Origin of the sequence: Pedobacter sp. GSP4, from assembly GCF_051857575.1 — a bacterium.
Taxonomy (GTDB): Bacteria; Bacteroidota; Bacteroidia; order Sphingobacteriales; family Sphingobacteriaceae; genus Pedobacter.
Genome location: NZ_JBPZIR010000002.1, coordinates 825,718 through 839,895, shown reverse-complemented (window position 1 = coordinate 839,895; position 14,178 = coordinate 825,718). Strand labels below are relative to the sequence as shown.

General features: G+C 40.4%; 12 protein-coding genes. 9 read left to right on the top strand and 3 right to left on the bottom strand.

All coding sequences use genetic code 11. The annotated features are described in order from the left end of the window. Positions 1 to 25: 25 nt before the first annotated feature. The 5 genes from ACS5PU_RS07015 to ACS5PU_RS06995 all read left to right on the top strand — a co-directional run bounded on the left by ACS5PU_RS07015 (position 26) and on the right by ACS5PU_RS06995 (position 5,652). A complete protein-coding gene (locus tag ACS5PU_RS07015) occupies positions 26 to 1,516 on the top strand; it encodes a hypothetical protein (RefSeq protein WP_439458568.1) in 1,491 nt (496 codons plus the stop codon). Between the two features lie 2 nt (positions 1,517 to 1,518). Next, positions 1,519 to 2,550: a caspase family protein gene (locus tag ACS5PU_RS07010; RefSeq protein ID WP_439458567.1), complete on the top strand. Its 1,032-nt coding sequence runs from the start codon at positions 1,519 to 1,521 to the stop codon at positions 2,548 to 2,550. Continuing rightward, complete coding sequence (locus tag ACS5PU_RS07005) at positions 2,543 to 4,153, top strand: hypothetical protein (protein ID WP_439458566.1); 1,611 nt, start codon at positions 2,543 to 2,545, stop codon at positions 4,151 to 4,153. Before ACS5PU_RS07010 ends, ACS5PU_RS07005 begins: the two co-directional genes overlap by 8 nt. A gap of 97 nt (positions 4,154 to 4,250) precedes the next feature. Then, entirely contained in the window at positions 4,251 to 4,997 is a 747-nt protein-coding gene (locus ACS5PU_RS07000; protein ID WP_439458565.1) for a porin family protein, read from the top strand. Between the two features lie 409 nt (positions 4,998 to 5,406). Next, a complete protein-coding gene (locus ACS5PU_RS06995) occupies positions 5,407 to 5,652 on the top strand; it encodes a hypothetical protein (protein ID WP_439458564.1) in 246 nt (81 codons plus the stop codon). Positions 5,653 to 5,699: 47 nt separating this feature from the next. Here ACS5PU_RS06995 and ACS5PU_RS06990 read toward each other — a convergent pair whose 3' ends face one another. Both ACS5PU_RS06990 and ACS5PU_RS06985 read right to left on the bottom strand, forming a co-directional pair. Continuing rightward, on the bottom strand, positions 5,700 to 6,290 hold the full coding sequence (locus tag ACS5PU_RS06990) for a GIN domain-containing protein (RefSeq protein ID WP_439458563.1): 591 nt from the start codon (positions 6,288 to 6,290) through the stop codon (positions 5,700 to 5,702). Between the two features lie 310 nt (positions 6,291 to 6,600). After that, on the bottom strand, positions 6,601 to 7,230 hold the full coding sequence (locus ACS5PU_RS06985; protein WP_439458562.1) for a TetR/AcrR family transcriptional regulator: 630 nt from the start codon (positions 7,228 to 7,230) through the stop codon (positions 6,601 to 6,603). Between the two features lie 365 nt (positions 7,231 to 7,595). On the opposite strand from ACS5PU_RS06985, the gene ACS5PU_RS06980 reads away from it, so the two are divergent. Further along, positions 7,596 to 7,811, top strand: coding sequence for a hypothetical protein (locus ACS5PU_RS06980; RefSeq protein WP_439458561.1), 216 nt, complete (start codon positions 7,596 to 7,598; stop codon positions 7,809 to 7,811). 18 nt (positions 7,812 to 7,829) lie between these two features. On the opposite strand, the gene ACS5PU_RS06975 is transcribed toward ACS5PU_RS06980, so the two are convergent. Then, complete coding sequence (locus ACS5PU_RS06975; RefSeq protein WP_439458560.1) at positions 7,830 to 8,123, bottom strand: hypothetical protein; 294 nt, start codon at positions 8,121 to 8,123, stop codon at positions 7,830 to 7,832. A 621-nt stretch (positions 8,124 to 8,744) separates the two neighbouring features. Here ACS5PU_RS06975 and ACS5PU_RS06970 point away from each other — a divergent pair. From ACS5PU_RS06970 to ACS5PU_RS06960, 3 genes are all read left to right on the top strand, one after another. Beyond that, on the top strand, positions 8,745 to 9,338 hold the full coding sequence (locus ACS5PU_RS06970) for an RNA polymerase sigma factor (RefSeq protein ID WP_439458559.1): 594 nt from the start codon (positions 8,745 to 8,747) through the stop codon (positions 9,336 to 9,338). A 99-nt stretch (positions 9,339 to 9,437) separates the two neighbouring features. Continuing rightward, positions 9,438 to 10,592, top strand: coding sequence for a FecR domain-containing protein (locus ACS5PU_RS06965; RefSeq protein ID WP_439458558.1), 1,155 nt, complete (start codon positions 9,438 to 9,440; stop codon positions 10,590 to 10,592). Positions 10,593 to 10,880: 288 nt separating this feature from the next. Beyond that, positions 10,881 to 14,174 carry a SusC/RagA family TonB-linked outer membrane protein gene (locus ACS5PU_RS06960; RefSeq protein ID WP_439458557.1) on the top strand — a complete coding sequence of 1,098 codons (3,294 nt, stop codon included), beginning with the start codon at positions 10,881 to 10,883 and terminating at the stop codon, positions 14,172 to 14,174. Positions 14,175 to 14,178 lie beyond the last annotated feature (4 nt).

Below are 14,178 nucleotides of genomic sequence, written 5' to 3'. Positions count from 1 at the left end.
CGAACAAATATTTAAACCTTAAACTATGACCACTTTATCCAAACTCAATTATGTAAATGTAGGTAAGCACGGCACCTTTGCACCTTCCGGAAGTCCTCTTTTCGATACTACTGCCGCTGATGTAGATAAAATTTTCGAATCGTTAAAAGATGGCGACCGTTTGCTGTTGTACTTTCATGGCGGCCTGGTAAACACCCAAAGTGGGATGGAAACTGCCGAACGGATTACCCGTTACGTAACTACAGGCACACAATCGCACCCGGTAAGCTTTGTATGGGAAACCGGTTTAATTGATACCGTAAAACAGAACCTGGATGTAATATGGAGCTCCGATTTTTTTAAACGCCTGCTTGTAAAAGTGGTTAAAGTAGCCGGTAAAAATCTGGGTATTGATGTGCAGGGCTTAACCGGCAGTAAAGGAGTAGGGGGCATGAGCGATGAACAGATTTGGGAGCAGCTTAAATTTGCCGACCCTTTCGAAAATACGGTAGAAATTTTGGGCAAGCGATCAGTAAACCTCCAGGCTGCTGCCGCCGTTGATGAAAATTTAGATTTTTTGGATGATAGTATTGGCGATGAAATTAAGGCCGAAATGGAGGTGGAAATTGAAAACGATCAGGCCCTTATTGATGCAGCCGCAAATGAGAAGCCCCCATTAGAGGCCGAACTGATGCGTAACAGTATTGCCGAAAATAGTGCAGCCGGCGAAAAGGGGATTTTAAGTTTTGCCAAGCTTATCGCAGCGGCTGTAAAAATCGTAATTGCTGTAGTTAAGCGCTATATGAAAAAAAGGAACCACGATTTCTATCCTACCGTAGTAGAAGAAATATTGAGAGAAATTTACATTGCCGATATCGGTACCCTATTGTGGGGATTAATGCAGACCAAAGCTAAAGACATGTGGAAGGCAGACGATTTTACCGGAGACCCTATTGATTTTCATGCAGGGAGCTATTTCTTGAAAAAGATTGTCGATTTCCAGTCAACAGGAGCCAAGCTAACCATCGATCTGGTAGGGCACTCGGCCGGTTCAATAGCCATTTGCGAACTGGTAGATGCAGTGGTTAAAAGAGGGCTGAACATTAAGTTCAGGCATATAATTTTTATGGCGCCAGCCTGTAGGTGCGAGCTTTTTGCCGATACCATATTAAAGAACAGAACGATAATGGAGGATTTCAGGATCTTCACCATGTCTGATGAATTTGAGAAAAAAGATCATCTCGTTCCCGTAATCTATCCCCGGTCGTTACTTTACCTCATCTCTGGCATTCTGGAGAAAGATAATTTTGATGCTTACATCCTTGGTTTGCAAAGACACATTACCGGTGCAGCTCCTTATGATGAAGTAGAAGTACTGAATAATATTAAGGCTTTTGTAGAAGAAGAAGGCCACATTGTGTATGCCGTTACCAAAGAAGGTGCGCTTGCAGGGTTTATTTCTGGCTCCATGAAGCATGGTAATTTCGATAACGATAAGGAAACAACCTTGGATAGTATTGTGAATATAATCAAATAGTTATGGTAAACGATCTCGATTTTGCAGTGGTTATTGGAGTAGAACATTACCAGCAGAATACACCACTGGGTGGGCCGCATGGCGATACTGAGAAATTTATGGATTGGTTGCTCGATCCAAACGGTGGTGGGCTGCCCATAGATCCGGCCGATCCAAAAAGCAGTCCGAATGTATTAAAATTGCTTTCTGCGCCAACTTACACCCCCCGCAAAGACGATTTCGATCTGTGGCTCGACGGAAAGATGAATGATATTGTTAAAGATGGTTTAAAAGCTCGGCGGTTTTACTTTTATTTTTCCGGGCACGGCATTGGCGTAACACAAAAAAATTCGGCGCTGTTATTCCCTTTATGGACCAGGACGAACAGAAACTACGCCCTTTCATCCGAAAAATATCTTGATGAACTGTTAAAGAAAGGCATATTCAAGGAAATTTATTTCTTTATGGATTGCTGCCGTAACCGCATTGCAGGGGTAGAAGGGCTGGCACCAACCTGGAGTTCTCCCTTACCATCGAGCAATACAGCCGATTACCTGCTCTATTATGCCACTGAATTTGATACTGTAGCTTTCGAAAAACCTGTTCTTGGCCAGGATGATGATGGCTTGAACAATAACCTGCCGAGGGGCCTGTTTACCGAAGTATTGCTTAACGGATTAAGGGGGGCTGCGGCCGGAAGGGATGGCAAATTGAGTGTGTCCAATCTGCTGGCTTACGTTAAGCTCAAACTTCCAGAGCTGGCCGGCATCCATCAGGAAACGCAGATTCCAAAGGCCATGCTTTCTATTGATCTGGACCGCGAGCTTTGTGGGCCCTTTCAGAAAAAGATACCCATTAATATAGCTTTCCGCGTTCCCGGAAAAAAGGTAATACTGGAAGATGCTGATCTGGAAATAGAGAAAGAGGGCAGTACTGATGAGGGGACGTGGAACCTTAACCTGATCAGGGGACAGTATTTTTTAAGAACAGATGGCCAGTCGGATGGCATGCGGATTTTTGTTGACGGTACCAAAAACGACTATGTTTATGAGTAAAGATACATTAGCGGGAGCTGAACTAGCCCATTTTTCTTTTCAGATCCAGAACAGGGCATTAGCACCATTTACCCACCTTAAGCTTTTTAACGGCTATAACGAGGTAGTTGGGAAATGTTATGGCGATTTAGAAATAGATATACCCAAAGGCCTTTATCAGCTGCGGATAGAAATGAACGATTTTGTAGAAGACCGTAATTATAGGGTAGAGGCAGGTAGTCAGATAAGCGATTATATTGTCGATTTTAAGCTAAACTCTGCAATTCCAGTAAGTAGTTTCAGCTCAACCCACGAGTATTTTTCAGGTCCGGCAGATGAATGGAGCAGGAAATCAACCCTAAGCGGCAATGCAGTTTCGGGGAGTTCGCTATTTTTATTTCTCAGCTATTCAGAAAAAGATAAACCTTTTGATGAGCGCCTGCTGAAAGCCGAAAACCTCTCGCTTTTAGCTGCCAACCGTGAATTAATGTATACGTTCACTGCCGAGCGCATTCAGTACCATTCGGGCAAGAATTATGCTGAAGATGTATTTTTTGCCAGCATTTGCTTTAACGATGAATTAAGTCCCGGCCAATATTATCTGGTATATGATGGTGAAAGTGTAAAACGGGAGCTACCAGTATATATTTACCCCAATTGGCAAACACAGGTTTTTATCAGGTTTAGGGATTTACCTTTATTTTCGAGTCTTCGCATATCATTATCGCGGAATGGTTTTTTTAGGGATAACCCGGATATGGTGCAGTTAGATGCCATAATTTCAAAAATGCACAATGGCCTTTATGTGCTCCCTGATGAGCTCCGTACGGCCGCTGCATATGGTAAATGGGAGAACCCAATGTTGGGTATTTTGGCCTGTTACATGTATTTGCTGACCAACGATACCGATGAGGATGAACTTTTTGTAACCATGCTCAATAACCTGGAGAATATGATATTAAACACCCACGATTCGCCAGATATTGTTGCATTGAGATTATTGGGTGCAGTACATTTTAACACCACCATTCCACAAGAACCATTAACTGCCCCCTGTATGGTAGCTGCCGGACTTAATGCTTTCCTAAAGCAATCCATGGTACATCCGCACCTCATTCCGGCAGGAGGCTTGGTAGAAAAAATATTCCCGGTATTGGCCAAAGAATCAATTTTTACCATGTACGAGCCAATTGTTCAGCCATTGCCTAAACGAAAAGGTAAAATAGATATTAACCTAAAAACCATTGCCAAAGGCATTTCGATAATTGATAAGTTAACCAATTCTATACATGCAAAAATTTTGGAGAGCGCTGTTAATGAGGTAGCCAGTAAAAAAGATCAGTCTCCCGTTTCGAGCGGACTCGATTTAGCCAACGATTGGGTGAGTTCATCCATTATTACCCAGCTTTCGCAGGTTGCCGGCGATCCAGACCGGGTAGATATTGTAGCCTTGGCGCAACAGCTGCAGGTAACCACCAATACCGTTAAAGAAACCCTGGGCATGTTAAAAGGTAAAAATGTGCTCAAAGAAGTGGCAACGGCTGTATTGGATCAGGTGGATAAGAAAGAATTAAAACAGGCCATCGCCGGCATCAATTCAAAGATCGATAACATGCTCGAATAGAGAAACGGATTTACTTTCGGATAAATAAAAATGAATTTAGTGTAGCATTTTTGTTGAGCCTAGCGTTTTAGTTATATCTTTAACAAATTAGCGCAATATGAATCATTTATTTAAAGCAGGGGCTTCTGCTACAGCATTACAACTTAAAAAAAAACTTTGGCAGCAGTTTTCCATTGCAGCCTTTTTAATTGTTTTTTCGCATGCTGCATTCGCACAAACCAAAATTGGGATAAGGGCAGGGGCAAACTTCGCAAAAGTTTCGGTTCGGGATGAAGCCGGGAAAAAACAGGAGACAGACTATGTTCCTGGATTTCAGATCGGGCTAACGGTCGATGTTCCATTAGTTGAGGACGTGTATCTTCAGCCAGGATTTGCTTATGCCCTCAAAGGCTTCAAAAATAACAACGGAGGTTATTATGGCTACGGAGAAAACTTTAAAGCAAAGGCCGATTACATAGAGCTTCCTATTAATATATTGTATAAACCAACTGTTGGCAAGGGCAAATTATTGCTTGGGGCTGGTCCTTATCTTGCCTATGGTACAGGTGGAAGCTGGAATTCGGCAACCAGTGCGGTAATTGGTGATATTAACATTGGAAACACTGGAGAAATAATTTTTAGGAACGATGCTGCTGAAGGCCACAATTTAAACTCATATACTTACGGCCGGCCATTAGATTATGGGATCAACGTTCTTACAGGTTATGAATTTGCCGGTCGTTTTTCTATACAACTGGAGGGGCAATTGGGATTGGCCAATTTGGTGCCTGATTTTGGTGATTACAAACCAAGTGGGAAATTGAAAAATAATGCTTTTGGTATCTCTTTGGGTTATAAATTCTGATCAACTATTCAATCTGCCTTAAACCTAATCCACATTTCTTTTCAGCGGAAGCTGCAAAAGCTTCAGGAAACCGGCCAGAAATTTTCCGGATAATTAACCGGATAAAAAGCGTAGGTTGCGCAAATTTGACCCTAACGGCGCAGTTTCGAATTTATTTTACAACTCATTCAAAGTAAACTTACTTTTTATGTTTAGATAATTATGGGCTCAGATAGCATAAAGTTGTAAATACTGGTATAATTCTTGATTTTTTAATGATGTCTATTCCCGATTGTTACCTGTTGGCCAAAGTTTAACCATGGCCAATACTATGTTTGTTCTGTTTAGCTATTTGGGGCGCCCCAGATTTTTAACGCCCAAATTTTTTGGAATAGGCTGTATTTAAGAACCAAAAATTAATAGCGTTAAAATGATTAGAACAGGTAAAATAATCTACCTCGATGAAATTAAATCCACTGGGATAATTCAGGATGAAAATGAACAGGAAATCGGTTTCGATATTTCCGAATGGATAGATGGACTCTATCTAGGAGCCAGTGTTAATTTCAATATCGCACTCTGCTCTGAAGGACTTACAGCAGTAGATTTAAGCTTTACTTTTTTAGAAGCAGTAGACGAAAAAGGCTGCTGTAACGGATTAAAAAATAATGCTTAAATAAAAAGGCAGCCTTTTCGGGCTGCCTCAATAGCTTTGCTTATGTTTTATTTGCTTAAAAGAGCCACAGCATTTTCTGATAAAAGACTTGTGTTGGTGGTTGCAGCAATAAATTTATCCATGGTTAACTTTTGCTTTTTACCCATTACCAATACATGGTTGGCAGTATATCCGCTTAGGTTTAAATCGGCCTGATCTTCGATAACAGTGTAGAGACCCTCAGTGCGCGAGTTTAAGGTTAAGGCTGCATTACCGCTTAAAAAAACCTGTAAGTAACGCGAGCTGATTTCGCCTTCGGTTTTAACTTTAGCATTGTCTGTAGCGTGTATCCTGTAAATATCAGTTACAAAAACAGTAACCTTTGCAATGCTGTTATCGGTTGATACGATTTCAAGTCCATCGCCATTTTGGATTACCTTAACCTTACCAGTGTTATCATCTGCATAGCTGATACCGGTATGTTTCGACTGCACAATGGTCAGTTCTACGTTGCCTTTAACTTTAATGCGTTTAAAAGTCAATGCTTTTTCTGCGTGGATAGCTTTAGTATTTTCAGATGCGTTTGCAAATGATACTGCTGAAGTAGATAATACCAATGCTAAAGATGAGGCGAATAATGTTTTGAATAAAGTTTTCATATGCTTTTAGGTTTTAAATTTTTATAATGTTTTTATTGAATGTTCTGATATTAAGACGCAGCCAGGCTAAAAACGTTGCAGCATAAAATGAAGCATTATACCAGTATAGGACGATAATCGACCAACGCCCGAAATTCAAAGACAAAAAAGTGTTGGTATGAAGAGTTTTATAAAAAAAATAGAAAGTTAGGCCGTTTAATGGCATTTATCCGCATAGAGGCGAAGAAGTTGATTTAAAGGGTTTTAAGAGGTCAATCTACTGACTAAAAGCCAAATAGGGAATTCCGGTACAGGCAAAGGCTTGGCGATGTTATAGGTTTTTATAAGTTTCGCCGATAAGGAATGATAATGCCTGTTGTATCTTGGCATTCCCTTCGGCAGTTTTTAGGTCAATGCCGCAAAAAACACTTCCATTCACCTCCGCATATAAGTTAAGGTAATAAATGCCCGAAATCAGGATGGCCGTAATGGCGCGGAAATCAGTTGCTTTTTCTTTGAAGTGAGGATCTGTGATGCCTTTAAAAAGCATTTCTCCGTTAGCTTCCTGCGCATCTGTTAGTTTTTTTAAGGCCTCTTTTTCTTCCGAAAGCCGCCACAGTATAATCTTCTGCAGCTCTGTATTTTTTGATACGTATTCAAGCTGCTTCAATAACATTTTTTCAGTAAATTTTTTACCACCATCAAGCCTGGGGTCATCCTCCTCATCACTTTTAACATTGCTCCAAAAATCCTGCGAGCGGATATAAGCATTTAAAAGCCCTTCTGTGTTGCCAAAATATCTATAAATCAGCTTTTTGTCGAGGTTTGCTGTAGCAGCTATATTGTTAACCTTAAGCCCAGGATAGCCTTCTGTACGTAAAACACTGCCCACGGCATCAAGCAGTTTCTGCATGCTTTTATCCTTGTTCCTTTCTTTAGGTACTGCTTTTTCCTTGGCCATTACAACGGTTTTTATTACGGGGATTGGTAATAATATACAAAAATAAATAATTTTTATTCACCATTTGGTGACTTATTATATATTTGCACCTATCTATATTATTCCCAGTAGCTAACAACAGGTTGTGGGAACAGGTGTAAGGAACATTCTGGTTTCATTATCCTGCGCTCTACAAATATAAAATATGCGCTTTTGACGGTGTTGGCTTTGTAATGCAAGGCCGCCCGGTCAAAAAAAATCAATGCGTAATACGCTTGTCTAAACAGAAGTGTAATATAATTATGACCGGTAAATAACAGTAATTTAATGCTGGCTTTATTTGGAGCTGATGATGATTGCAGATATTTGGGTAATTCTAAAACCACATGGAAAAGCACTCAAATTCTGAAAAGGTTACTCAGCTGGTTGATCACAATTTGGAAACTGCGCGCTTTAAAGAGAAACATGCAACGGTAGATAGTGCAACACTGCAACCCTTCGCGGCAGATGCCGAACATTTAAATTACCTGGTGCGCTGCCGCAACAACTTCAGAAATGCCATTGGTATTTCGGGCCATATTGCACAGTATAAAAGGGGATAGGTTTTGACCATATAAAAATTACCTGCCGTCTTCCAGTTGAGAAATCCTAAAAATTTCTCTTGATATGAGGGCAACATTTTCTTTAAGGTTTTCGCTGCAGCAATGAAAAACAGCAATTGAAAAAGAAATGCCGCCAATTTCTTCGCAAAGCTCCATTTGTATGCAGCAACCTTGCATGGGCCCAGGTTTTCCTTTGAGCATGCCAAATATATTTTTAGCTTCCCGCCGGTTTGTTCCGAGTAAAAATGAACCATAAGTATGAAGCCCAGTAGGAACAAGTAAGCTTAGGGTAATTGCATGTTTGTTTTCCATTATTTATTTAACGCTTATGATCGGTTTAATCATATAAGAGCGAAAAAGATTAGTATTTAAATATAGCAAAAAGTGGTAGCTAATGCAATGATTAAGATTAGGTTAAAAAATAAGCTGATGCTTTTTTAAGAAAAAGAGAATGATTGTAATTAAATGTAAATTATACGTTTAAAAATTGTTAAAAGTAGAAGAAACTAGCTTTTTTGTAGTTTTAGTTCTATGTTATCAGCCAATTTAAGTTTAGGTTTGTACTGTCAAACGTCCCATAAATTTATGAACTTACCGTCAGTAGCCCCATCTGTGAAAACATGTCCAAAATGTCCTAAGTGTAAAAACCCGGAAACGGAAAGGGTACCCCGTGGATTTTTATTTAAATCCATATTACCGTTTATTGCGATTAAGCGGTATAAATGCTACAGATGTTTCAATAAATTTTATGTGATGTAGAAATTGTTAGATAATTAACGATTAAGTTTTAGTTTCAGCCCGGGTGATTTTTCATTCCGGGCTGGTTTGTTTAAAGAGAAAGCCAGATCAAGAATAGTTGCGTATAAATAAATTTTTCTCAGCTACTTATTAATCCAACTATTTATTTTCTTATATATTCGTTTTCTCAAACTTATGGTATCCCTAGGCCACGTATCGGATGTTGAACTGATCTTGCTGATTAATCAGGAGGATGAGCCTGCATTTACGGAAATTTATAACCGCTACTGGGAGAAAATGGTATCATACGCGGTAAGGTTAACCAAATCAGAAGAGGAAGCAGCAGATATTGTTCAGGAAATTTTTGTATCCATCTGGAACAGGAGAAGTGTTTTGGTCGTTAAAGGTAGCCTTGGCGCCTATCTTATCCGTAGCACCCGCAATTTATGCCTCAGGTATATCGAAAGGAATATCCATACCGAAAATTTTTTAGAAAAAATAGCCGATCAGGCTGTAGATAGCAGTCAGAACATCGAAGAAAATATTTCTTTAAAAGAACTGCAGGATAATATTGAACTTGGGATTGCAAAACTGCCCAAAAAAATGCGCGAAGTATATCTGTTGAGCCGTGATGAGCAGTTATCGTACAGGGAAATATCCGAAAAACTTGGAATTGCCGAAGGAACGGTCAAAAAACAGATCAGCAATGCGCTTAAAGTCATCTCCGAATCGCTTAATGGCAAACTTTCTGCTGCCATGATGACCTTATTTCTTCATCTTTTAAAATAAGTGAGCTAATTTTTTATTTTTTTTAAAATAAATCTACCACCAAAATGCTTTTTGTGGAATATACTAATATAAGGCGCGCTCCACGCTTTCAACACACCTATGAAAACTGAACAGGCAAAACAATTAATTAACCGATATTTAACTGGAACGGCAACTGCTAAAGAAGCACATACAGTTGATTCGTTTGTAGAAAAACAGCTTTTGGATAATACCTGGCCGGTTTCTGAAGAACAGAAAACTGCCTTTGGTTTAAAATTGAAACAACGTATAGATGAGCAGCGGTTGGCTGATGCTACAACCAATATACAGGAGCCTTTAAAACGGAAACCTATTGTAAGGCGGCTTTGGGTAATTGTAGCTTCGGCTGCGGTTATTGCCCTATGTGTTATTGGCGGCTTGTTCGCACTGAAAGGAAGAAACGAAGACCGGGCGGAGCGTTATGCAAATGATGTAGCGCCAGGTGGAAGCAAAGCGATTTTAACCCTTACCGATGGAAGAAAGATTGACCTATCGGATGGTAAAACAGGCGAACTGGCCAGTGCAAATGGCATCAGTGTGAAAAAAATGGCCAACGGCTTACTGGTTTTTTCTGTTACCAACAGTGAAACGCTAACCGATAATGGAAAAAATAACCGGATTGAAACCCCTTCGGGTGGCCAGTATCAGGTAAATCTGCCAGATGGAACACAGGTGTGGTTAAATGCCGAAACCAAACTCGATTTTCCGAGCCATTTTAGCGGAAAGAACAGGCAGGTTGTGTTGGACGGAGAAGCTTATTTTGAAGTGAGCAAAGATAAGGACCGTCCTTTTATTGTTAAAAGCGAAAAGCAGGAGGTAGAGGTTTTGGGAACGCATTTCAATATTAACTGTTACGCAAATAATCCGGGTGCTAAAACCACACTTTTAGAAGGATCGGTAAAAGTAAAAGGAGCAGGAGGCGAAAAAGTGATCGCCCCCGGTGAGCAGGCCGAACTTTACAATAATGAAATGAATGTAAATACGGTAGACCCTGCATTGTCCATCGATTGGAAAAACGGCGAGTTTAGGTTTAAGGATGAAAACCTGATCAGTATTACCAGAAAACTATCGAGGTGGTATGGCGTAAACTTTGTTATGGAAAGCCGTTACGAAAAAATGCCTTCTTTTTCGGGATCAGTATCGAGGTTCGATAACATTTCTGAAGTGCTTAAAATGCTCGAAGAAACGGGCAATATTAAATTTTATATCAACGGTAAAGTTGTTACCGTAAAGTAATACAGCTACAGGCTTAACCAACCTGTTTAATAAGAAAATCAATATCAACTTAAAACCAAAAAAAATGAAGAAACTACTACTCAAGCAGCGTTAAAAGCAAAACAGGTTTAGAAGAAAAAAGCCAAGGATGTGTTGGAAGCACACCCATGGCCAAAAGCTGAGTTAACCCTTTAAAAACGAATTCTGAGGTCCATTTACGCATTAACCCAAACAAACGAAAGTATGAATATTAATCCTTTTTATCAAGGGAGGCATTTGCCGTGCATCCCTAAAAAAATCCTATTTATTATGAAGCTCACCATCATCATCATGACCACCTTACTCATGCATGTTAGTGCCAGCAGTTTCTCTCAAAAACTTACCTTTTCGGCAAAAAATATAACCGTTGACCAGGTTTTTAAAGAAATAGAAAAACAGACCAACTATAGGGTTTTATATGCCACAAGCACCCTTAACGATGCTGCAAAAGTGAGCGTGAATTTCAAGAACACCCCTTTGAAAGAGGTAATCGATTATCTTTTAAAAGGAAAGGAACTTACTTATAACATAGAGCAGCATACGGTGCTTATCAAAAAAGAAGAGAAATCTTTTATCGATAAGATTGGAGCTATTTTTAGTGCATCAAGATTTAACGGAAGGGTAGTTGATGAAAAGAACAACCCCTTGGTAGGTGCTACCGTTACCGTAAAGGGCAGCAAAAAATATGCGTTAACCAGCTCAACAGGTGCTTTTGTACTTGAGCTGAACGAAAATGATGTTCTGGTTATCTCTTACATCGGGTACGAAACCAAAGAGCTTAAAATAACACAGGGCATTTTGCAGAGCGGAACAGCAAGCCTGTTGGATATTAAATTAAATCCATCGGCATCCGCATTAGATCAGGTACAGGTAATCGGTTATGGCAGTACAACCAAGCGTAACAACACGGGGTCGGTAAGCTCGATTACTGCCGAAGAAATAGGCAAGCAAACGGTAGAAAACCCACTGCTGGCTTTGCAGGGCAGAATTGCCGGTGTGCAGATTACGCAGGATAACGGTTTGCCTGGTGCAGGGGCAAGAATGAACATCCGCGGGGCTTATTCGGGCGTATCGGGTGCGGGTTACATTCCATTATATGTTATTGATGGCGTTCCTTTTACACTTTTTAACGGTGCACAGCCTGCTACTGATAACTTAAATGCGAATGGGGTAAGTGCCGCAAATGGGGGAGTTAGTCCGTTCAGCATGATTGCGCCAGAAGATATTGAACGCATAGATATTTTAAAAGATGCTGATGCAACAGCCATTTATGGTTCGCGTGGATCGAACGGTGTGGTATTGATTACCACCAAAAAAGGAATTAAAGGCAAAACCACTTATAATTTTAACGTAAATACGGGGGTAAATAATGTGGCCAACTATATTCCGATGATGAATACGCAGGAATATTTAGCTACCCGTAAGGCAGCGTTTGCCAGATCGGGTGTTACGCCAACGGCTGCAAATGCTTTGGATTTAACGGTTTGGGATCAGAATGCTTATACCGATTGGCAGAAATATTTTATTGGCAATACCGGCCATACCACCAACGCAACCGGATCGGTTACCGGGGGCGATGCACAAAACTCTTTTCTGTTCTCATCAACTTACCGTAAACAAAGTACTGTTTTTGGCGGCGATTTCGGCGCAACTACTTTTTCGAGCAGGCTAAACGCTGGCCATAAAAGTGCCGATGGAAGGTTTAATATCGATGGTTCGGTAAATTATACCTACATGAAAAATCTCTTGCCATCAACCGATTTAAGTACCATTTATAACCTGGCACCAAACTATCCGCTTTACAATGCAAATGGATCGGTAAACTGGACCGCTACAAGCCCTTTATCCTATAATCCTAAAACAACCAATGCACAAACTACCAATTTATTTACCAACGTAAATCTTTCTTACCGGATTATCAATGGTTTGGTGGTTAAAGCCAATTTAGGATATACCTCTACCAGGTTAAGGCAACAGCAGATTAATCCTGCGAGTTCTCAAAACCCGGCAACTGCACAGGTAAGTTCTTTAAGGTATACCGATAACGATAACAACAATTACATTATTGAGCCGCAGGCGGTGTACAACACCAAAATTGGCGAGGGTAATTTAGAAGCCTTGGTAGGTACAACCTTTCAGCGCACCAAAGCAACAGGTATTTATTTAACCGGTACGGGTTATAACAACGAAAACCTGATTAATTCATTAGCAGGTGCTTCGGCGGTGGTTACCAGTTACAATGCCGATGCGGTTTACAGTTATTCTGCTTTTTTTAGCCGTTTAAACTATAACTGGAAAGGCAAATACATTGTGGATGGAACCTACAGAAGAGACGGTTCATCACGTTTTGGTGGTAACAACAAATTCGGGAATTTTGGTGCAGTAGGGGCTTCGTGGATTTTTACCCAGGAAGATTTTATGAAAGACCTTAGCTTTTTAAGCTTTGGTAAACTTAGGGCCAGTTACGGTATTACCGGTAACGATCAGATACCGAATTATGGCTACCTTTCGCTTTATTCATCAACCGGTTCGAGTTACAACTATGATGGAACCAGTACCTACATTCCTTCAAGTATCCAAAACCCCGATTTAAAATGGGAAACCAACAAGAAACTGGATGTAGCAGTAGAATTGGGTTTCTTTAACGACAGGATTTTACTAAAAGCAGATTATTACCGCAACCGCGTTTCCAACCTGTTAAACTTCATTACCATTCCATCTCAAACAGGTTCAACCGGGTATACGGCCAATTTAAATGCTACGGTGCAAACCAAAGGTTTCGAGTTTGAACTGAATACCATCAACGTAATTGCCGGCGATTTCAGGTGGACCACCAATCTTAATTTAACAATTAGCCGCAATAAACTATTGGCTTTTGATAACTTGGAAAATACATTTTATGCCAGCTCTTATATCATCGGCCAACCAACTGATATCAGAAAGTTTTATAAATACACAGGTGTTAACCCTGCTACAGGCTTGCCAACCTATCAGGATCTGAACGGCGACGGCAGCATCAGCTTTGCTGGCGATAGGTATGTTGGCTATTACGGTCATCCTTATTTTGCGGGTATGAACAATAGCTTGAGCTACAAAGGTTTTGCACTCGATTTTATGTTCCAGTACAACCACCGCTACGGGATATTAAATTCAACGTTAAGTTCAAGTCCCGCTGGTATTAACTACACGAATATGAGTACCGCTCTGCTTGATCGTTGGGCTGCTGTAGGCGATGTAGCCCTTTTCCCTGCTGCTTCTACCGTTAACGATCCATCATACGGAAACTTAACTTCATCTGATGTTAACTGGGGAGATGCTTCTTACTTAAAATTGAAAACAGTAAGCCTAAATTATACTTTCCCTAAAGCGATAGCGAGCAAATTAAAACTGGCCAACCTGAGTATTTATGCACAGGGACAGAATATTTACACCTGGGCCAAGCAGAAATACACCTACGATCCTGACACTACCTTACCAGGCACAGGACCTGGTTTGGGTACAGGCCAGTATATTGCTTTTCCGCAGGTGCGCACCATTGTATTCGGTTTAAACTGTTCATTTTAATTAC